The following is a 21,258-nucleotide window of genomic DNA, read 5'->3' as shown; positions in this document are numbered from 1 at the left end:
TGCCGATGACCGCGGATTCCAGCGGCGTGCCTGGCTCGCCCGTGGCGGCAAGCTCTCAACCCGACAGACCCTGAACGACCCGGAGACACCGAATGCTGAACAAAACCGCTTTTCTGACGCTGGCTTTGGCGATGACGGCGGGCTGTGCGACCTACACCGGCTGGCAGCCGGTGACGGACAGCCACAACGACCCCAATGCGGCAAGAATTCCCCAGGATACGGAGGAGTGCAAGATGCTGGCCAAGGAGGCCGGTTCCCCCGGCACCGAGACGGCCAAGGGTGCCGTCGCCGGTGGTCTGCTCGGCGCGGCAACAGGGGCCGCCATCGGCGCGGTAGCCGGCAATCCCGGCGGCGGCGCCGCCATCGGTGCGGCGGCGGGGGGGCTCGGTGGCGGCACTTACACGGGTGTCAGCGGCGACGAGGCCTACAAGCGTGCCTTCATCAACTGCATGCGCAACCGCGGCCACAACGTCATCAACTGATCCGAATCGGCAGCGAACTGGCGGCGGGTGGGGGGCTGGCTGTCTGTGAGGTCTCCATCCGCCGCGCTGACATCATGACCAGCCTGATCGACCTGCTGCGCGAGAGCGCGGAGACCTATGCCCAGGTTCCCGCCATCCTGACCGATGCCGGCGTCATCGATCACCGTCGATTCCACCGCCTGGCGGGCGATATCGCCGCCGGCCTTGCGGCAAGAGGCATCGAGCCGGGCGATCGGGTGGCGCTGTACGCGCCGAATGGCGCCGAGTTCGCCATCGTCTATGCCGGCATTCTCCTGGCGGGTGCCACGGTTGTGCCCATCAACCTGCTCATCAATCGCCCCGAAATCCTGCACATCCTCAACGATTCGGGAGCCAGGGGCCTGGTGTTTCACGAGGCACTGGCGGAGAAGGTCCGGGATCTGGCCGGACAGGCGGGCATGCTGCGCTGGGCGGCCCGCATCGTGCCGGCAGCGGATCCGCGCGTCGCCCTGGGCGAACTGGCCGACGCGCCGGCGGGCGTTCCGCCATCGCCGACCATCGAGGCACGGGAGCATCTGGCCGCCATCCTCTATACCTCGGGGACGACCGGTTTTCCCAAGGGCGCCATGCTCACGCACGCCAATCTGGTTGCCAACGTCCGGAGCGTGCGGCATGCCATGAAATGGCGGCCCGGGCTGGACCGGGTGCTGGTGGTGCTGCCGATGTTCCATGCCTTCGCGGCCACCGTCGGCATGCTGACGCCGCTTGCCAGCGGTTGCGCCCTGATTCCCATGGCGCGGTTCGAGCCCGAGGCGGTGGCGGAAGCCATCGCGCGGCACCGGGCCAGCATCTTTCTTGGCGTGCCCAGCATGTATGCCGTCCTGCTGCGGCTGCGCGAGGAGCGGATCAGCCAGTTGCGCTCGCTGCGTTTCGGTATCGTTGGCGGGGCGGCCATGCCGGTCCAGACCCTGAACCAGTTCGAGGCTCGCTTCGGTATCCGCCTTTACGAGGGCGACGGCCCGACCGAGTGTTCGCCGGTGACCTGCGTCAATCCCATCGACGGGCTGGCCAAGCCGGGTACGGTGGGCTTGCCGGTACCGGAGGTGGAAATGCGGATCGTCGACGATGCCGGCCGGACCTTGCCGGATGGCGAGGTCGGCGAAATCGCCGTGCGCGGGCCCAATGTGATGAAAGGCTACTGGAACCAGCCGGAAGCCACCGCCGAGGTCTTCCGCGATGGCTGGCTCCTGACCGGGGATCTCGGGATGCGCGATGCGGACGGTTATTTCAGCATCGTCGACCGCAAGAAGGATCTCATCATCGTCAACGGCATGAATGTCTACCCCCGGATGGTCGAGGAGGTGCTCTACCGCTACCCGGGATTGCGCGAAGCTGCCGTGGTCGGCGAGCCGCATGCGCTGCATGGCGAGGTACCGGTGGCGTACGTAGCGCTGGACCCTTCCGGTGCCGGCAGCGAGAAGGCCCTTCGCGAGCATTGCCGCGCCTGGCTGGGGCGCCATCAGGTTCCCCGTCGCTTCGTGGTGCTGGATGAATTGCCGAAGAACGCGGCCGGCAAGATCATGAAGCGCGAGCTGCGCAAGCAGGGGGAGATCGAGCGCGGGATCGTGGGGCTGGGCTGAATCAGCGCTCTTTCTGCGCCGCCTCTTCGGCCTGCCATTGGGTCACGCGTTCGTCGATCACCGAATTGAGATAGAAGTTGCCGCCCGCCGCGCGCTTGGCCAGCTGCATCTGCAGGATGGCCGACTTGGTCTGGCCCAGCAGATAGTAGCCCTCGGCATAGTAGCGGTGCGACTCACCCTCGTTGCCCAGCTTGCTGTAGGCTTCCGCCATCAGTTCGTAGATGTCCGGCGTCGGCGGATGATGCTTGATGAGATCGTGCAGCACCGTCCGTGCCTTGGCGGTCTGCCCGGTGTTCAGCAGGGCGCGGACATAGTTCAGGGTCATCGCCTGGTTGTCCGGGAAACGCTGCAGGGCGAGTTCGTACAGCTCCGCTGCCTTGCCGAACTGCTTGGCGTCCATTTCGGTTTCCGCCAGCGCGTTCATGAACTGCGATTGATGCGGGTAGGTTCTGACGAGGCGCTGCAGTGTTGTCCTGGCTCTTTCGGTCTGTCCGAGCCGGGATTGTGCCAGGGCCAGGCCGTAGGCCATGATGTCCTGCTGCTGGCCGGTACCGCGCGTCTGCATGGTGGTGAAGTAGTCGAGCGCATTGCGTGGGCTGGGCGCGGTCTGTACGCGCAGCTTGGCGCGGATGACCTGGTAGGGCAGGGAGTCCGGGTACTGCCGATAGGCGAATTGTTCGGCACGGTCGCGGGTGTCGGAGATGCGCGCCACGGTGACCGGGTGCGTCAGCAGGAATTCCGGGATGCGGTTGCCGGCGAAACGGGTCGATTGCTGCATTCGTTCGAAGAATTCCGGCATCGCCCGCGGATCGAATTCCGATTTGGAGAGAATCTGCATGCCGACGCGATCCGCCTCGACCTCGTTGTCGCGGGTGAAGTTGATCTGATACTGCTGGCTCATGCCCTGGGCCGCCATCATCGCGGCTATGGCCGCATTGCCGCCGCCTTGCGCGCCGATGAGGGCGGCGCCGAGCATGGCCAGCGCTGTGGGGATGGACATGCGGCTGGCCGCCTGAAAGGTCTGGAACAGATGGCGCTGGGTGACGTGCGAGATTTCGTGTGCCAGTACCGAGGCCAGTTCGCTTTCCTGTTCTGAAAGCAGGATCAGGCCCGAGTTGACGCCGATGTAGCCGCCGGGACCTGCAAAGGCGTTGATGACTGGCTCATTGACGACGAAGAAGGTGAAATTCTGGCTGGGCGTATCGCTGTTGGCGGTCAGGCGGGAACCCAGCGACTGGATGTAATCCCATACCTCGGGGTCGTTGTTGATCTGCATCCTTGCGTGCAGGCTGCGATAGAAGGCCGCGCCCAATTCTCCCTCCTGCTGGGCGGTCATCAGCGTCCCGGTCGGATCGCCGATATCCGGCAGCTGGATGTCGGGCATCTCCGCGCGGACGGCCGGCGCCGCTGCCGTGGCCAGCGCGGTCAAGAGCGGGGTGGCCAGCGCCGTTGTGACAAATCGTTTCAAGATGGACAAGGCCTCGGTGCAGGGGGGATATCACCCGGAGAAATGGGGGTTGTTCAAGCCCATTCCAAACCCAACGTTGCCATGAAATACGCCGTTCAGATCAATGCGGGCCCCCTGGAGGGTCGGGCCACCGAACAGGGAGTCCAGTTTATCAAGACCGCCATCGCGTCGGGGGACGAGATCGTGCGGATCTTTTTCTACCAGGATGGCGTCCGCCATGCATTCGCCGGCGATACCGCGAACGTGGCGGGGGCCGACTGGTCGCGGCTCGGGCGGGAGGCCGGTCTGGAACTGGTGTTCTGCACGGCTGCCGCCGAGCGGCGAGGGCTTTACGATCCCGCTTGCGGTCAAGGCAGGGACGCCGTGATTCGGGAGGGTTTCGTGCCGGGTGGCCTGGGAGCCTGGGTCGATGCCTGCCTGAAGGCTGATCGGGTGCTGGTCTTCGATGCGGATGCCTGGACGTGAGGACGAAGCGCTTTCTGTTCGTCCTGGCGCGATCGCTGGAAGGTATGGCGGGACAGGAATGGCTGGATCAGGTGCTGACCTTCGCCGCTTTCGACCAGCCGGTTGGCGTGCTGTTCATCGGCGATGGCAGGCGGATGCTGGCGGCGGCCGGGGATGGCGATGCCCTGTCCGGTAGCCGGCTGATCGAGGTCCTGTCGCTGTATGGCCTGGAGGGTATCTGGGCCGCCCAGGCGTCATCGACCGGCCTGGCCGACCCGACCCTGGCGTCCGGGGCGGGGTTGATCGCCATTCCCGAATCGCAAGTGCCGGCCTTGATCGCGCGATACGATGTCGTCTTCGGCTGGAACGGCGCCCCTGGCAGCGCGACCGCCGGGCTCGGGGCCCAGCCGCCGGCAGGTCTTGGCGGCACATGACGGAGGCTGCACCATCGGCGATGCCCCGCGTCACGGCGGACGGGTTTCTGCAGGATGCAGATGACTGGAACGAGGGCGTCGCGGCAGGGCTGGCGGCTCGCATTCCCCTGGTGCTGACCGATGCCCACTGGGAGATCGTCCATTTCCTCCGCGACTATCACCGGCAGTTTCGTCATCTGCCCAATAACCGCATGTTCGTGAAGGCGGTGGAGCGCGCGCTGGGTCCTGAGCGCGGCAATTCCCGCTATCTCAATGGCCTGTTTGCCGGCAGCCCGGTCCGGCATGCCTGTCTGGTGGCGGGGCTGCCGAAGCCGCCCGGCTGTCTGTAGCGCTGCAAGCCCGGCGTGCCAATGAACCGGAGCGGACGATCGGGGGTCGTAGTGGCAACCGATCGGTGTGACCGTGTGCCGGAGAGCCGGTCGGGAACAGGACGTACAACAAGAAACATCCTGCGCAATCACGCAATCAGGAGTCGCCCATGAAACCGATCGAGACCGCCGCCTTCTCCGCCCTTGGCCTTGCTGCCGCCACCGTGGGCTATCTCATCCTTTCCGCCCCGGAGGGCGAGGACGACTGGCAAAAATTCGTGCAGGACCATCATTGTCAGTCCGTGGGCGAGACGGGTGGCAGCAACCGCGGCGGCTGGCGCTGTGACGACGGCCAGATTCACTACCGCTGGCGACAGCAGAAGTGAGGCATTCCCGTCACCCGGGCCTGCTCGTCGCCGGCGGCGTCATCAGGGTCGGCGGTCGCCTCGTCCGCCTTGACGGTGTAATCAAGTCCTAGTAAGTTAGTCAACCTTTTTATCCGCTCAGGGCGCGATCCAGCGCCCTGAATCTTTATGGCAGGGTGAAGTTCGTGGAGCTCAGCGGCGCTGAAATCGTTGTCCGATGTCTGAAGGACGAGGGGGTGGAGTACATTTTCGGCTATCCCGGCGGCTCCGTGCTCCACATCTACGATGCCCTGTTCAAGCAGGAGGATGTCAAGCATATCCTGGTGCGCCACGAGCAGGGCGCGACCCACGCGGCCGATGGGTATGCGCGCTCGACCGGCAAGCCCGGCGTCGTGCTGGTGACCTCGGGGCCCGGCGCCACCAATGCCGTCACCGGCATCGCGACTGCCTTCATGGACTCCATCCCCATGGTGATCCTGACCGGCCAGGTGCCGACGCCGGTCATCGGCAGCGATGCCTTCCAGGAGTGTGACACCATCGGTATCACCCGGCCCTGCGTCAAGCACAACTTCCTGGTCAAGGACCTCGCCAAGCTGGCGGAAACCATCAAGAAGGCCTTCTACATCGCCACCACCGGCCGGCCGGGACCTGTCGTCGTCGATATCCCCAAGGATATTACCGACCCCAACATCAAGATCCCTTATGCCTACCCGGAGACGGTATCCATCCGCTCCTACAATCCGCAGGTGCGCGGACACCGCTGGCAGGTCAGGAAAGCGGTCGACCTGCTGCTGAGCGCCAAACGGCCGATGATCTATACCGGCGGCGGGGTGGTCATCGGCAACGCTGCGGCCTCGCTGGTGAAGCTGACCCGGCTGCTGGGCTTCCCGATCACCAATACCCTGATGGGGCTCGGCGCGTATCCGGCCACGGATTCCCAGTTCGTCGGCATGCTGGGCATGCATGGTACCTACGAAGCCAACATGGGCATGCACGAGTGCGACGTGCTGCTGGCGATCGGCGCCCGTTTCGACGATCGCGTAACCGGCAAGCTGGCGCAATTCTGTCCGCATGCCAGGATCATCCATGTCGATGTCGACCCGGCATCGATCTCCAAGACGGTCAAGGTGGACGTGCCGATCGTTGGCGAGGTCGGCCCGGTGATGGACGACATGATCGAGATGCTGGCGTCCAGCCCGGCCAGGCCCGATGCCCAGGCCCTGGCTGCCTGGTGGGAGCGCATCGAGCGCTGGCGGTCCGTGAACTGTCTCGCCTTCGACCGTGGCAGCGACCGCATCAAGCCGCAGTTCGTCATCGAGGAACTGTGGGCCGTGACCCGAGGCCAGGCCTTCATCACCTCGGATGTCGGCCAGCACCAGATGTGGGCGGCACAGTTCTACAAGTTCGACCAGCCGCGTCGCTGGATCAATTCCGGTGGGCTGGGCACCATGGGTTTCGGCCTGCCGGCGGCGATCGGGGTCAAGCTGGCTCATCCGCACGCCGACGTAGCCTGTATCACCGGTGAGGCGAGCATCCAGATGTGCATCCAGGAGCTGGCCACGGCACTCCAGTACCGGACCGGCATCAAGGTCATCAACCTCAACAACGGCTACATGGGCATGGTTCGCCAGTGGCAGGAATTTTCCTACGAGAGCCGCTATTCCCATTCCTATCTGGAAACCATCCCCGATTTCGTCAGGCTGGCCGAGGCCTACGGCCATGTCGGCATGCGCATCGAGAAGCCGGCCGATGTGCGGCTGGCGCTGGAAGAGGCCTTCAAACTCAAGGATCGCACCGTGTTCATGGATTTTCTGACCGACCCGAGCGAGAACGTCTATCCGATGATCGAGGCCGGCAAGGCCCACCATGAAATGAGGATGGCGCCCGGCGTCAGCGTTGACCGGGAACTGGCATGAAGCGTCACATCATCTCCATCCTCATCGAGAATGAGGCGGGCGCCCTGTCGCGCGTGGCCGGCCTGTTCTCGGCCCGCGGCTACAACATCGAGACCCTGACCGTCGCGCCCACCGAGGATGCCTCCATGTCGCGCATGACCCTGGTGACCTCCGGCAGCGCCGACATCATCGAGCAGATCACCAAGCAGCTGAACAAGCTGATCGACGTGGTGAAGCTGATCGACATCTCCGAATCCTCCCACATCGAGCGGGAGCTGATGATGGTCAAGGTGCGCGCCTCCGGCGCAATGCGCGACGAGATCAAGCGCCTGTGCGACATCTTCCGCGGCAGCATCCTCGACGTGACCTCCAGCACCTACGTTGTCGAGATCACCGGCGAGAAATCCAAGCTGGACGCCTTCCTGCGCGCCATCAGCGAGGATCACATCATCGAGGTCGTGCGTTCCGGCACCACGGGCATACTCCGCGGTGAGCGGGGGCTGCACGCCTGAACCCAAAACCTTTCGAGCCCATTCAACACCGAGGACATTCCATGCAGGTCTATTACGACAAAGACGCCGACCTTTCCATCATCCGGAGCAAGAAAGTGGCCATCGTCGGCTACGGTTCGCAAGGTCATGCGCACGCCCTCAATCTCAAGGATTCCGGCGTTTCCGTCGTGGTGGCCCTGCGTCCGGGCTCTGCTTCCGCGGTCAAGGCCCAGAACGCCGGGCTCGAGGTTGCCTCGATCGAGGACGCGGTCAGGTCGGCCGACGTGGTCATGATCCTGGCGCCCGACGAGCATCAGGCCAGGCTCTATTCCGAACAGATCGAACCCAACATCAGGCAGGGCGGGGCACTGGCCTTTGCCCACGGCTTCTGCATCCATTTCGGCCAGATCCAGCCGCGTGCCGATCTCGATGTGATCATGATCGCGCCCAAGGCACCTGGCCATACCGTGCGCAGCGAGTACGTGAAGGGCGGCGGCATCCCGGATCTGATCGCGGTCGCGCAGAACGCCTCCGGCCAGGCGAAGGAAGTGGCCCTGTCCTATGCCTCCGCCATCGGTGGCGGCCGTACCGGCATCATCGAGACGACGTTCCGCGAGGAGACCGAGACCGACCTGTTCGGCGAGCAGGCAGTACTTTGCGGCGGCGCCACCGCGCTGGTTCAGGCTGGTTTCGAAACCCTGGTTGAGGCCGGCTACGCGCCCGAAATGGCTTATTTCGAATGTCTGCACGAACTCAAGCTGATTGTCGACCTGATGTACGAGGGCGGCATCGCCAACATGCGCTATTCCATCTCCAATACGGCCGAGTACGGGGATTTGACCCGCGGTCCGCGCGTCGTTACCGAGCAGACCAAGCAGGAGATGAAGAAGATCCTGCGCGAGATCCAGACCGGTGAATTCGCCCGTGAATTCATCCTCGAGAACCAGGCCGGCGCCGCCACCCTGAAGGCCAAACGCCGCCTGGGCCGTGAACATCCGATCGAGGAGGTCGGCGAGCGTCTGCGCGCCATGATGCCCTGGATCAAGGCCAACAAGATCGTCGACAAATCCCGGAACTGATGCGGTTCCGCTAGCAGGCGCCGACAGGGGGTGAGCATGTCTCACCCTTTGTCATTCAGACGTTCCGGTACCCGTGCTAGCCTTGCTGGGTAGCGACACGGTGCCGGACCCCGAAGACAGGGACCGGGCCGTGTTTTCCCAACCGCATTTACCGGGATCATGATGGAACAGCATCCGCAAACCAAGAACCGTCGTCGCGGCATCTACCTGCTGCCGAACCTGTTCACGACCGCCGCGCTGTTTGCCGGTTTCTACGGCATCACCTCCGCCATGAACGGCCAGTACGAGGTGGCCGCCATCGCCATTTTCATCGCCATGGTGCTCGATGGCCTGGATGGCCGGGTGGCCCGGCTGACCAACACGCAGAGTGCCTTCGGGGCCGAATACGACAGCATGGCCGACATGATCTCGTTCGGTGCCGCGCCAGCGCTCATTCTCTACACCTGGATTCTGTCCAGCCTCGGCAAGGCCGGCTGGGTGGCGGCCTTCGTCCATGCCGCCGGTGCGGCACTGAGACTGGCGCGCTTCAACACCCAGATTGCCACCCAGGACAAGCGCTACTTCCAGGGACTGCCGAGTCCCTCGGCGGCCGCCATCCTCGCGGGATTTGTCTGGGTCTGCGTCAGTCACGGCATTTCCGCCGAGAACCTCGGATATCCGGCACTGGGGCTGGCGATCGCCACCGGGCTCCTGATGGTCAGCAATTTCCGTTACTACAGCTTCAAGGATATCGACCTGCATGGCCGGGTTTCCTTCATCTGGGCCATCCTGATCATGCTGGTGTTCGCCTTCCTCTTCACCAACCCGCCGCTGGTGCTGTTCACCCTGTTCACCACCTATGCGATCTCGGGGCCGGTGCTGACGCTGGTACGCCGGCGCCGGATGCGCACCGAGCGCCGCGCCTGACGGGGCGCTTGTCTCCCGCAGGCCCGCGGCTTATAGTGCCATTCCATGTCACATCCCCTCCCGATCACGGCTTCCGTTCCTGACCGCCAGGGCCACGATGGCCCGCGGAAGTCTCGTCTCTGCCTTTCGATCAGCCTGTCGCTCCTGCTGGTTGCCGGACTGAATCTGCCCTGAGGGGCAGTCATTCACCACCCACACCGCAGAACCCGCATATCCCTGTCCAGTGACAAGTTCAGATTCAGAGAGGTCAAGAACATGAGCGACAAACTCATCATTTTCGATACCACCTTGCGCGACGGTGAGCAGAGCCCCGGCGCTTCGATGACCCGAGACGAAAAGGTCCGTATCGCCAGGGCGCTCGAAAGGCTGCGCGTGGATGTCATCGAGGCCGGCTTTCCGGCGGCGAGCCCTGGCGATTTCGAGGGCGTGCAGGCGGTGGCCAGGACCGTCAGGGACAGCGTCGTCTGTGGCCTGGCCAGAGCGCTGGACAAGGACATCGACCGCGCCGGCGAAGCCCTGCGGGAGGCGGCCCAGTCGAGGATCCATACCTTCATCGCCACCTCGCCGATTCATATGCAGCTCAAGCTGCGGATGACACCGGAGCAGGTGATCGACAATGCCGTCAGGGCCGTCAAGCGTGCCCGCCAGTACACCGACAACATCGAGTTCTCGCCCGAGGACGCCGGCCGCTCCGAGGAGGATTTTCTCTGTCGCATCCTCGAGGCCGTCATCGATGCCGGCGCTACCACGCTGAACATCCCGGATACCGTCGGCTACAGCCTCCCGGAGCCGTTCGGCCAGACCATCCGTCGCCTGCGCGAACGCATTCCCAACGCCGACAAGGCCGTGTTTTCCGTGCACTGCCACAACGATCTCGGCCTGGCCGTCGCCAATTCCCTGTCCGCCGTGCTCAACGGTGCGCGTCAGGTGGAATGCACCATCAACGGCCTCGGCGAGCGTGCCGGCAATGCGGCACTGGAGGAAATCGTCATGGCGGTCACGACCCGCAAGGATGTCTTTCCCTGCCATGTGTCGATCGACACGCGGGAGATCGTCGCCTGTTCCAAGCTGGTGTCGAACATCACCGGTTTTCCGGTCCAGCCGAACAAGGCCATCGTCGGCGCCAATGCCTTCGCCCATGAGTCGGGTATCCATCAGGACGGTGTCCTCAAGCATCGCGAGACTTACGAAATCATGCGCGCCGAGGATGTGGGCTGGACCGCCAACCGCATGGTGCTCGGCAAGCATTCGGGCCGCAACGCCTTCAAGACCCGCATGCAGGAGCTCGGCATCGAATTTGTCTCCGAGGCGGAGTTGAACGATGCCTTTGCGCGCTTCAAGGAACTGGCCGACAAGAAGCATGATATCTTCGACGAGGATCTGCAGGCGCTCATCACCGATGCGGCCGGCGAGGCGGAGGAGGAAGGCGTGCGCCTGGTTTCGCTGAAGGTCTGTGCCGAGACCGGCGAAGTGCCGACTGCCCGGGTCACTGTCCGTGTCGATCAGGAGGAGTTGACCGGCACCGCCTCCGGTGGCGGCGTGGTCGATGCCAGTCTCAAGGCCATCGAATCCCTGCTCGATACGGGCGCCCAGCTGTTGCTTTATTCAGTGAACAACATCACCACCGGTACGGACGCACAGGGCGAGGTGACGGTACGGCTGGAGAAAGGCGGACGCATCGTCAATGGCCAGGGGGCCGATACCGACATCGTCATCGCCTCGGCCAAGGCCTACATCAACGCTGTCAACAAGCTGTTGACGCCCCGTCAGCGGATGCATCCCCAGGTCGCGGGTGATGTCTGAATGCACGGGGATCTGTCTCCGGGGACGCCCACCGGCGGGCCGGAAGCCGGCCTGGATCGCCTGGATGCCATGGGCATCCAGGTATGGGTGCCACGCCTGCCGGTACCGCATGGTCCCGGAGACGGCGCCGCAGATGTGATCGAGGTGCCGGCCGTCGGCGCGCCACCCTGCCCAGCGCCGGGGCTGTACGGCGACTGGGAAACCCTGGAGCGGGAGGCCTCGGTCTGCCGCCGCTGCGCCCTGCACGAGACCCGCACCCAGGTTGTGTTCGGTGTCGGCCATCGCGCCGCCCGCTGGATGTTCATCGGCGAGGCACCTGGCGAGCAGGAAGACTTGCAGGGCGAACCTTTCGTCGGTCGGGCCGGCCAGCTGCTGACCGAGATGATCAAGGCAGTAGGGTTGAGCCGGGAGGAGGTGTATATCGCCAACGTCCTCAAATGCCGCCCGCCCAGAAACCGAGACCCCCTGCCGGAGGAAGCCGCCGCCTGCGAGTCCTATCTCCTGTCCCAGATGGCGCTGGTCAAGCCGGCCCTGATCATCGCTGTCGGTCGGATCGCGGCCCAGCATCTGCTCAAGACCAGTACCCCCATCGGCAAGTTGCGTGGCGTCGTGCATGATTACCGCTCCATCCCGCTGGTGGTCACCTATCATCCGGCCTATTTGCTGCGTTCGCAGACGGAGAAGCGCCGGGCCTGGGAAGATCTCAAACTGGCGCGGAAGACCGTCGCCGCCCGGGCCTGAGGGGAGTGAGCGGCTGATGGATGCCTTTCTGGATCTGCTGGATCGGGCTCGCCGCTGGCTGCGCTATGACGCCGAGACCGAATTCTATTACAAGCATTTCCCCTCACTCGTGGAAAACGCCGAGCTGATCTTGCGCCCGATGGTGCGCAGCGACATCACGCTGCTCGCTGCGATCGAGGCCTCCGCCTACGAGTTTCCCTGGGAACTCGAAACCTTTCGCAGCTGCTTCAAGATCGGCTATCACTGCTGGGTGGGGGAGCGGGCGCGCGAAGTGGTTTGCTACGGGATATCCACCATCGGCGCTGGCGAATCGCACGTCCTCAATGTCTGCGTGGCACCGGCTTGGCAGGGGCAGGGTTATGGGCGGATCGTCCTGCAGAAGCTGATCGACGAGGCCGCCCGCCTCAAGGCCGACAGCATGTTCCTGGAAGTTCGCCCCTCCAATCCCAACGCCATCAGGCTCTACCGCAGCCTGGGCTTCAACGAGATCGGCACCCGCAAGGACTATTATCCCGCCAGACATGGCCGGGAGGATGCGCTGGTCATGGCGCGCGTGCTGGGCTAGCGCGGACGGGTGGCCGCTTGGCGAGACCGGTGGTTTCCGCATGAGGCAAACCTTACCCTTTCCCTCCTCGGGTCTTTACGCCATCACCCGGGATGATGCGCGACCCCGTACGGACGATCTCGCCGCGGGCGTTCGGGGTGCCATTCGCGGTGGAGTGGCTGTCGTGCAGTATCGTGCCAAGGGATCCAACCGGGATACCGTCGCCGATGCCAGTGCCCTGCTCTCGACCTGTCATGCCGCCGGTGTTCCCCTGATCGTCAACGACGATATCGAGCTGGCCCTGGCCGTGGGTGCCGATGGCGTGCATCTCGGCCGCGACGACATGTCGCTGGCGGAGGCACGCCAGCGGTTGGGAGCGGCCGCGATCATCGGCGTATCCTGCTACGACGACGCTGACAGGGCTGCGGCAGCGGAGGCCGGTGGTGCGGATTATGTGGCCTTCGGACGCTTCTTCCCCTCTGCCAGCAAGCCTCTGGCGCCCTGCGCCCGTCTGGAGACCTTGAGCGAGGCCCGGCGCAGACTGGGGCTCCCCATCGTCGCCATTGGTGGCATCACACCCGAAAATGGGCGTGTCCTGCTGCAGGCGGGAGCCGACCTCCTGGCCGTGATCGAAGGGGTTTTCGGTGACCCGCGCGGTCCGGAATGCGCGGCCCGGGCATTCCGGGAGCTGTGGGCGGCAGGCGAGCCGGGCCGTTAATCCCAGCTCAGTGCGCCGCCGGTCTGATACTCGGTGACGCGGGTTTCGAAGAAATTCTTCTCCTTCTTCAGGTCAAGGATTTCGCTCATCCAGGGAAAGGGGTTCTGGGTGCTGGCGTACTGTTCCGGCAGGCCGATCTGGCTGCAGCGCCGGTTGGCGATGAACTTCAGGTACTCCTCGAACATGTTGGCATTCAGCCCCAGGATGCCGCGCGGCATGGTGTCGTGGGCGTACTGGATTTCGATGTCGACCGCCTCGGTGATCAGCCGGATGATTTCCTGCTGGAAACCGTCGCTCCAGAGATCGGGATTCTCGATCTTGATCTGGTTGATGACATCAATGCCGAAGTTCATGTGCATGGACTCGTCGCGCAGGATGTACTGGAACTGCTCCGCGGTGCCGGTCATCTTGTTGCGGCGGCCCATGGACAGGATCTGGGCGAAGCCGACGTAGAAGAAAATCCCCTCGAAGATCACGTAGAAGGCGATCAGGTCGCGCAGCAGTCGCTGGTCGTCTTCGGGCGTGCCGGTACGGAAGGTGGGATCGCCCAGCGACTGGGTGAAGGGCAGGGCCCACTCGGCCTTGCGCGCCACGGCCGGCAGTTCCCGGTACATGTTGAAGACCTCGCCCTCGTCCATGCCCAGCGACTCGACGACGTACTGGTAGGCGTGGGTATGCAGGGCCTCCTCGAAAGCCTGACGCAGCAGATACTGACGGCATTCCGGGTTGGTGATATGGCGGTAGACCGCGAGCACCAGGTTGTTCGCGACCAGCGAGTCAGCCGTGGAGAAGAAGCCCAGGTTGCGCTTGATGATGATGCGCTCATCCGAGGTCAATCCATCGGGGCTTTTCCACAGGGCAATGTCGGCATTCATGTTGATTTCCTGCGGCATCCAGTGGTTGGCGCAGGCGTCCAGATATTTCTGCCAGGCCCAGCGGTACTTGAACGGCACCAACTGGTTCAGGTCGGCGCGACAGTTGATGATCTTCTTGTCATCAACCTGGATGCGGCGGGCACCCATTTCGATGTGTTCGAGACCGGTGGCGCCGGCGCCGGTTTGTTGCGGGACAGGGTGGATGGCGACCTCGGAGTCAAGCGCAATGTCAGGATCGGGTGCGCCGATGGGGGTTGTCTGCGCGCGCGGCGGCTCCAGAGGCAATTCCGATGCGTCATGCAAGGGAAATGGCATCTTGGGGGTCGTGGGGGCAGTCAGTCCGCTCAGCGGTTCATCCCAGTTCAACATGGTCCGCACTCCTGATGGCTATCGATTCGAGGGGATTGTGAGGTTGCACGGCTCGTGCGACAAGGGCAGGAGCTTGTCGTCAGGCCCTATATATTGTGCTCATAAATTCGATTAAGCACAATATCTTGACAGCCCGGTGGGATTGCGCCCACCCCCGCGTGGACCGTGGACGAACTGCCAAGGGCTTGAATTGACGGAGGAAACTTTTCGCGAAAACGGATGCCACCCAGTCGACCGGGGCCCGCGAGGGAACCGCCCTACGGGCTGAAGCAAGTGACTGAAACAAGAAAGGCAGCCGGTCGCATGACGACCGGCTGCCTTGGGCAGAGGGGACGGATCGGTGCCGACGCCGCCTAGTGCGGCAGCTCGCTGCTCCCCATCAGATACTCGTCCACTGCGCGGGCGCACTGGCGACCCTCGCGGATCGCCCAGACCACCAGGGATTGGCCCCGGCGCATGTCGCCGGCCGTGAAGACCTTGTCGACCGAGGTGCGATAGTCCAGCGTGTTGGCCTTGACGTTCTGCCGCTCGTCCAGCTCGACGCCCAGCTGCTCCAGCAGTCCCTCGCGCATGGGATGCACGAAACCCATGGCCAGCAGCACCAGATCGGCCTTCAGGCTGAACTCGCTGCCGGCGACCCGGTTCATGACCCAGCGGCCGTTTTCCTGCTGCCAGTCGACCTTGATGCAGTTGATCTGGGTGACATGCCCGTCCCGTCCCTCGATCGAGACGGTGTCCACGCTCCAGAAGCGCTCGCAGCCTTCTTCGTGCGAGCTGGAGGTGCGCAGCTTGTTGGGCCAGTTCGGCCAGGTCAGCGTCTTGTTCTCCTTCTCCGGCGGCTTCGGCATGATCTCGAGCTGGGTGATGGAGAGGGCGCCATGCCGTCGCGAGGTACCGATGCAGTCGGAACCGGTGTCGCCACCACCGATGACGATGACATGCTTGCCGTTGGCCGAGAGACTGATGTCCTCGGGGATGCTGTCGCCGGCATTGCGCTTGTTCTGCTGCGGCAGGAAATCCATGGCGAAGTGGACGCCATCCAGCTCGCGGCCGGCCACCTTGAGGTCGCGCGGCTGCTCGGAACCACCGGCCAGAATCACGGCATCGAAATCCTCCAGCAGCTGCCTGGCCGGGATGTTCTTGCCGATATGCCAGTTCGGGCGGAACACCACGCCTTCCGCCTGCATCTGGGCGATGCGCCGGTCGATGTGGTGCTTTTCCATCTTGAAGTCGGGAATTCCGTAGCGCAGCAGCCCGCCGATGCGGTCATTCTTCTCGAAGACCACGACCTCGTGGCCGGCCCGGGCCAGCTGCTGGGCGGCAGCCAGGCCGGCCGGTCCGGAGCCGACGATGGCGACCTTCCTGCCGGTCTTGTGCTTGGCGATCTGCGGCTGAATCCAGCCCATTTCCCAGGCCTTGTCGACGATGGCGCATTCGATCGACTTGATGGTGACCGGTTCGTCGGTGAGGTTCAGGGTGCAGGCCGCCTCGCAGGGAGCCGGGCAGATGCGTCCGGTGAATTCGGGGAAATTGTTGGTACTGTGCAGGACCTCGATGGCTTCGTGCCAGTTGCCCTGATAGACCAGATCGTTCCAGTCCGGGATGATGTTGTTGATGGGGCAACCGTTGTGGCAGTAGGGAATGCCGCAATCCATGCAGCGCGCGCCCTGCTTGCCCAGCTCCTCGTCGGACAGGGGAATGACGAACTCGCGATAGTGCTGAACCCGGTCAGCGACCAGTGTATAGCGCCGATCCTGGCGCGAGATTTCCATGAAACCGGTGGGTTTACCCATGCTTAGTTAACCTCTGTAAGACGCCGGAGCGGCATCGCAGTGTGATCGTCAGTGCTCGGGAGGCGACCGGCAGGATCCGGCCGCCTCGCCGCGATTAGTGGCTGGCGGAAACCTGTGCCTGGGCCCGCTGCATCTTTTCCAGCGCCAGTCGGTAATCGACCGGCATCACCTTGACGAAGCGCGGCGCATACTCGGACCAGTTCTCCAGGATGCGCCGCGCTTTCTCGCTGCCGGTGTAGCGGCGGTGCTTCTCGATCAGGGTCCGCAGGCGCTGTTCGTCATGGCGCGTCATGTCGTGCATGACGTCGACCAGCCCGTGGCTTTCCAGGTCGTTGCCCTGGTGATCGAAACGCTCCAGTGCGCGGGCTTCGGACGGTACCGGCTGCAACTCGACCATGGCCATGTTGCAGCGGCGGCTGAAATTGCCATTCTCGTCGAGCACATAGGCGACGCCCCCGGACATGCCGGCCGCAAAGTTCCGGCCGGTATTGCCCAGTACCACCACGCAGCCACCGGTCATGTACTCGCAGCCGTGGTCGCCCACCCCTTCCACCACCGCGATGGCGCCGGAGTTGCGCACGGCGAAGCGTTCGCCGGCCACGCCGCTGAAATAGCATTCGCCCTCGATGGCGCCGTACAGCACGGTGTTGCCGACGATGATGTTGTCCTCGGGCACGATCGGCGATTCCTTGGGCGGGTAGATGGCGATGCGTCCGCCCGACAGGCCCTTGCCGACGTAGTCGTTGCCTTCGCCGACCAGCTCCAGGGTCACGCCGGTCGCCAGGAAGGCACCAAAGCTCTGCCCCGCCGTGCCCTTGAGCTTGACGTGGATGGTGTCCTCCGGCAGCCCCGCATGGCCATGGCGCTTGGCGACCTCGCCGGACAGCATGGCGCCCACGGTGCGGTTGTAGTTGCGGATGTCCACCTCGATCTGCACCGGCGTGCGCGTTTCCAGCGCCGGTTTTGCCTGTGCGATCAGCTGGTGATCCAGCGCCTTGTGCAATTCATGGTCCTGCCGCTCGGTGTTGAAGGTCGCGACGCCGGGGCCGGGCACGGGCTTGTAGAGCAGTCGCGACAGGTCGATCTTGGAGGCCTTCCAGTGGGCGACTGCCTTGCGCATGTCGAGCCGGTCGGTCTGGCCGATCATCTCGTCGAACCTGCGGTAGCCCAGCCGGGCCATCAGCTGGCGCACTTCCTCGGCGATGAAGAAGAAGAAGTTCACCACATGCTCGGGCTGGCCGGTGAAGCGCTTGCGCAGTTCCGGATCCTGGGTGGCGACGCCGACCGGGCAGGTGTTCAGATGGCACTTGCGCATCATGATGCAGCCCTCGACGATCAGTGGCGCGGTGGCGAAGCCCATCTCGTCCGCACCGAGCAGGGCGGCGATGACCACGTCGCGGCCGGTGCGCATGCCGCCATCGGCCTGCACGCAGATACGGCCACGCAGCTTGTTCAGCACCAGGGTCTGGTGGGTCTCGGCCAGGCCGATCTCCCAAGGGAGACCCGCGTGCTTGATGGAAGTGATCGGGCTGGCACCGGTGCCGCCGTCATAGCCGGCGATGGTGACGTGATCCGCATGGGCTTTGGCGACGCCCGCCGCAACCGTGCCGACACCCACCTCGGATACCAGCTTGACGCTGATGCGGGCCTCCGGATTCACGTTCTTGAGGTCATGGATGAGCTGGCCCAGGTCCTCGATCGAGTAGATGTCGTGGTGCGGGGGCGGCGAGATCAGGCCCACGCCCGGGGTCGAATGCCGCACCTTGGCGATGGTCGCGTCGACCTTGTGGCCGGGCAGCTGACCACCCTCGCCGGGCTTGGCGCCCTGGCTGATCTTGATCTGGATGTCGTCGGCATTGACCAGGTATTCCGCCGTCACGCCGAAGCGGCCCGAGGCAACCTGCTTGATGGCCGAACGCATGGAGTCGCCGTTGGGCAGCGGCGTGAATCGTTCCGCCAGCTCGCCACCCTCGCCGGTATTGGACTTGCCACCGATCCGGTTCATGGCAATGGCCAGCGTGGTGTGTGCTTCGTAGGAAATGGAACCGAACGACATGGCACCGGTGGCGAAACGCTTGACGATGTCCTTGGCCGGCTCGACATCCTCCAACGGCACGGCGGGCCGGTCGAAGTTGAAGTCCAGCAGGCCGCGCAGGGTCAATAGCCGCTCGTTCTGCTCGTTGATCGAGCGCGTGTAATCCAGGTAGGTTTCCCAGTTGTTGGTACGGGTCGCGTGCTGGAGCTTGGAGATGGTCTCCGGCGTCCAGACATGATCCTCGCCGCGCACGCGATAGGCGTATTCGCCGCCGACATCCAGCGCGTTGCGGTAGAGGGGCGCGTCGCTGAAGGCCAGCCGGTGACGCTTGACCGTTTCCTCGGCGATCTCGGGGAGACCCGCACCGCCGGTGGTGGCGCTGGTGCCGGAAAAATGGCGGGCCAGAAATTCGTCGCTGAGGCCCACGGCGTTGAACACCTGGGCGCCGCAGTAGGACTGGTAGGTGGAGATGCCCATCTTCGACATGATCTTCAGCAGCGCCTTGCCGATGGCCTTGATGTAGCGCTTGTGGGCTTCGTCCTCGCCGATCTTCTCCGGCAGTTCCTGGCGCAGGGCGGACAGCGTGTCGAAGGCTAGGTAGGGATTGATCGCTTCGGCGCCATAGCCGGCCAGCAACGCGAAGTGATGGACCTCGCGCGCCTCGCCGGTCTCTACCACCAGACCCACCTCGGTCCTCAGGCCGGCGCGGATCAGGTGATAGTGCACGGCCGAGGTTGCCAGCAGGGCAGGGATGGCGATGTGCTCGGCATCCATCTCGCGATCGGAGATGACCAGGATGTTGTTGCCGTCGTGCACCGCCTGTTCGGCCCGTGCGCACAGCGTTTCGATGGCTTTTTCCATGCCGCCGGCGCCGGCGTCCGCGGGGTAGCAGAAGCTCAGGGTGGTGGTCTTGAAGACCCCGTTGGTGCGTGCCTCAATGCGGCGGATCTTCTCCAGATCCTTGTTGCTCAGTATCGGCTGATGGGCCTCCAGCCGCTTGTGGGCGCCGCCGTTCTCCAGGTCGAGCAGGTTCGGGCGCGGGCCGATATGGGTCACCAGCGACATCACCAGTTCCTCGCGGATCGGGTCGATGGCCGGATTGGTGACCTGGGCGAAGCCCTGCTTGAAGTAGTCGTAGAGCATGCGCGGACGGCTGGACAGCACCGCCAGGGCGGCGTCCGTGCCCATGGAGCCCACCGGTTCCTGCCCGCTCAGGGCCATCGGTGTCAGGAAGAACTTGATGTCCTCCTGGGTGTAGCCGAAGGCCTGCTGGCGATCGAGTAGCGTCTGCGCGTCCGGCGGCATGGCGGAAATTTCCGGCGGCAGGTTCTCGAGCTGCAGCTGGGTCTCGTTCAGCCATTGCTGGTAGGGCGCCTTTTCCGCCAGTTCGGCCTTGATCTCGGCGTCGTCGATGATGCGGCCCTGCTCCATGTCGATGAGGAACATCTTGCCGGGTTGCAGCCGCCATTTCTTGACGATCTTTTCCTCCGGGATCGTCAGTACGCCCATTTCCGAGGCCATGACCACGATGTCGTCATCGGTGATCAGATAGCGCGCCGGGCGCAGGCCGTTGCGGTCCAGCGTGGCACCTATCTGGCGGCCGTCGGTGAAGGCCACCGCGGCCGGGCCGTCCCAGGGTTCCATCAGGGCGGAGTGGTACTCGTAGAAGGCACGGTGCTTCTCGTCCATCAGCGGATTGCCGGCCCAGGCTTCCGGGATCAGCAGCATCATCGCGTGGACCAGCGAGTAGCCGCCCATCACCAGCAGTTCCAGTGCATTGTCGAAGCTGGCGGAGTCGGACTTGCCTTCGCCGATCAGCGGCCAGATCTTGTCGAGATCCTGGCCCAGGATCTTCGACGACATGGAATGCCGGCGCGCCGCCATCCAGTTGATATTGCCGCGCAGGGTGTTGATCTCGCCGTTATGGGCGATCATCCGGAACGGGTGCGCCAGATCCCAGGTCGGGAAGGTGTTGGTCGAGAAGCGCTGATGCACCAGCGCCAGTGCCGAGACCATGCGCTCGTCGCCGAGATCGCTATAGTAGACGCCGACCTGATCCGCCAGCAGCATGCCCTTGTAGACGAGCGTGCGCGACGAGAACGAGGGGATGTAGAACATCTTGCCCTCGTTCATCTGCAGTTCGCGGATGCGGTTGTCGATCTGCTTGCGGATGACGAACAGCTTGCGCTCGAAGCCGTCCTGGTCCGGGCAGTTGTCGCCGCGGCCGACGAAGATCTGGCGGATGCAGGGCTCGATCACCTTCACGGATTCGCCGAGACCGGCATTTTCCACCGGCACGTCGCGCCAGCCGAGCAGTTTCTGCCCCTCGTCGCGGATCAGGTCGACGATGATCTTTTCGCAGGTTGCGCGATGTTCGGGGCTGCGCGGCAGGAAGATCATGCCGACGCCGTAATCGCCGGCAGGGGGCAGGTCGATGCCCGCGGCCCGGGTTTCCGCCCGCAGGAAGGCATCGGGAATCTGGATCAGGATGCCGGCGCCGTCACCGGCCAGGGGGTCTGCACCCACGGCACCCCGGTGGGTGATGTTCTTGAGTATCTCCAATCCCTTGCTGATGATGTCATGGCTTTTGTGGCCCTTGATGTGGGCGATGAAGCCCACGCCACATGCGTCATGTTCGTTGCGGGGGTCGTACAGACCCTGCTGGTCAGGGATGGCGTTGAAACTCATGGATTACCTCAAATCAGGAATCTTCCGGCCGGCCCTGCATCCCCCGGTCAGGGGATCTGCCCGGAAACGATGCAGGGCGCGAGAAAACGGTGCGTTTGCCAGGCTGGCGGTACGGCTGGCCGCATGCGGGGGCAGTCCGCCGCGACTGACCAAACCGCGCGCAAATGGCCGAGAAATATAAATAATCGAGCTGTGTTTATC

At 64.1% G+C, this 21,258-nt stretch carries 18 protein-coding genes; 14 read left to right on the top strand and 4 right to left on the bottom strand.

Annotation, left to right across the window (positions count from 1 at the left end):
* The first annotated feature begins 92 nt into the window (after nt 1-92).
* Both ACH5N8_RS10105 and ACH5N8_RS10100 read left to right on the top strand, forming a co-directional pair.
* Nucleotides 93-482, top strand: a complete 390-nt coding sequence (locus ACH5N8_RS10105; RefSeq protein WP_460026743.1) for a glycine zipper family protein — start codon at nt 93-95, stop codon at nt 480-482.
* A gap of 74 nt (nt 483-556) precedes the next feature.
* Nucleotides 557-2,101, top strand: coding sequence for a long-chain-fatty-acid--CoA ligase (locus ACH5N8_RS10100; protein ID WP_483281206.1), 1,545 nt, complete (start codon nt 557-559; stop codon nt 2,099-2,101).
* 1 nt (nt 2,102) lies between these two features.
* Here the strand turns inward: ACH5N8_RS10100 and ACH5N8_RS10095 are convergent, their stop codons facing one another.
* On the bottom strand, nt 2,103-3,569 hold the full coding sequence (locus ACH5N8_RS10095; protein ID WP_483281205.1) for a beta-barrel assembly-enhancing protease: 1,467 nt from the start codon (nt 3,567-3,569) through the stop codon (nt 2,103-2,105).
* Nucleotides 3,570-3,650: 81 nt separating this feature from the next.
* Here ACH5N8_RS10095 and tusD point away from each other — a divergent pair, with 81 nt between their 5' ends.
* The 12 genes from tusD (at nt 3,651) to thiE (ending at nt 13,297) form a co-directional block, all read left to right on the top strand.
* Entirely contained in the window at nt 3,651-4,034 is a 384-nt protein-coding gene (gene tusD / locus ACH5N8_RS10090) for a sulfurtransferase complex subunit TusD (RefSeq protein ID WP_483281204.1), read from the top strand.
* A complete protein-coding gene (locus ACH5N8_RS10085) occupies nt 4,031-4,447 on the top strand; it encodes a hypothetical protein (protein WP_483281203.1) in 417 nt (138 codons plus the stop codon). The genes tusD and ACH5N8_RS10085 overlap by 4 nt, the downstream gene beginning before the upstream one ends.
* Before the next feature lie 20 nt (nt 4,448-4,467).
* On the top strand, nt 4,468-4,776 hold the full coding sequence (locus tag ACH5N8_RS10080) for a TusE/DsrC/DsvC family sulfur relay protein (RefSeq protein ID WP_483281202.1): 309 nt from the start codon (nt 4,468-4,470) through the stop codon (nt 4,774-4,776).
* Between the two features lie 149 nt (nt 4,777-4,925).
* Nucleotides 4,926-5,141, top strand: coding sequence for a hypothetical protein (locus tag ACH5N8_RS10075; RefSeq protein ID WP_460026737.1), 216 nt, complete (start codon nt 4,926-4,928; stop codon nt 5,139-5,141).
* A 164-nt stretch (nt 5,142-5,305) separates the two neighbouring features.
* Nucleotides 5,306-7,036, top strand: a complete 1,731-nt coding sequence (locus ACH5N8_RS10070) for an acetolactate synthase 3 large subunit (RefSeq protein WP_483281201.1) — start codon at nt 5,306-5,308, stop codon at nt 7,034-7,036.
* Nucleotides 7,033-7,527, top strand: coding sequence for an acetolactate synthase small subunit (gene ilvN, locus ACH5N8_RS10065; protein WP_460026736.1), 495 nt, complete (start codon nt 7,033-7,035; stop codon nt 7,525-7,527). Before ACH5N8_RS10070 ends, ilvN begins: the two co-directional genes overlap by 4 nt.
* A 41-nt stretch (nt 7,528-7,568) precedes the next feature.
* Nucleotides 7,569-8,585, top strand: coding sequence for a ketol-acid reductoisomerase (ilvC, locus tag ACH5N8_RS10060; protein ID WP_483281200.1), 1,017 nt, complete (start codon nt 7,569-7,571; stop codon nt 8,583-8,585).
* A gap of 159 nt (nt 8,586-8,744) precedes the next feature.
* The gene (gene pssA / locus ACH5N8_RS10055; protein ID WP_460026734.1) at nt 8,745-9,491 is read left to right on the top strand and encodes a CDP-diacylglycerol--serine O-phosphatidyltransferase; all 747 of its coding nucleotides are present in this window, start codon (nt 8,745-8,747) and stop codon (nt 9,489-9,491) included.
* Nucleotides 9,492-9,746: 255 nt separating this feature from the next.
* Nucleotides 9,747-11,294 (top strand): 2-isopropylmalate synthase, encoded by a 1,548-nt coding sequence (locus ACH5N8_RS10050; protein WP_483281199.1) that lies wholly within the window; start codon nt 9,747-9,749, stop codon nt 11,292-11,294.
* Complete coding sequence (locus tag ACH5N8_RS10045) at nt 11,295-12,035, top strand: uracil-DNA glycosylase (RefSeq protein ID WP_483281198.1); 741 nt, start codon at nt 11,295-11,297, stop codon at nt 12,033-12,035.
* Between the two features lie 16 nt (nt 12,036-12,051).
* Entirely contained in the window at nt 12,052-12,600 is a 549-nt protein-coding gene (gene rimI, locus ACH5N8_RS10040; protein ID WP_483281197.1) for a ribosomal protein S18-alanine N-acetyltransferase, read from the top strand.
* 40 nt (nt 12,601-12,640) lie between these two features.
* Nucleotides 12,641-13,297 (top strand): thiamine phosphate synthase, encoded by a 657-nt coding sequence (thiE, locus tag ACH5N8_RS10035; RefSeq protein WP_483281196.1) that lies wholly within the window; start codon nt 12,641-12,643, stop codon nt 13,295-13,297.
* Here thiE and ACH5N8_RS10030 read toward each other — a convergent pair.
* From ACH5N8_RS10030 to gltB, 3 genes are all read right to left on the bottom strand, one after another.
* On the bottom strand, nt 13,294-14,541 hold the full coding sequence (locus tag ACH5N8_RS10030; protein ID WP_483281195.1) for a ribonucleotide-diphosphate reductase subunit beta: 1,248 nt from the start codon (nt 14,539-14,541) through the stop codon (nt 13,294-13,296). The two genes, thiE and ACH5N8_RS10030, sit on opposite strands and share 4 nt — an antisense overlap.
* Nucleotides 14,542-14,894: 353 nt before the next feature.
* Nucleotides 14,895-16,334 (bottom strand): glutamate synthase subunit beta, encoded by a 1,440-nt coding sequence (locus ACH5N8_RS10025; protein ID WP_483281194.1) that lies wholly within the window; start codon nt 16,332-16,334, stop codon nt 14,895-14,897.
* 94 nt (nt 16,335-16,428) lie between these two features.
* Nucleotides 16,429-21,057, bottom strand: a complete 4,629-nt coding sequence (gltB, locus tag ACH5N8_RS10020) for a glutamate synthase large subunit (protein WP_483281193.1) — start codon at nt 21,055-21,057, stop codon at nt 16,429-16,431.
* Nucleotides 21,058-21,258 lie beyond the last annotated feature (201 nt).

The sequence above is a fragment of the Methyloparacoccus sp. NF-16 genome (genome assembly GCF_056880625.1).
This window is presented reverse-complemented; position numbering and strand designations above follow the sequence as displayed.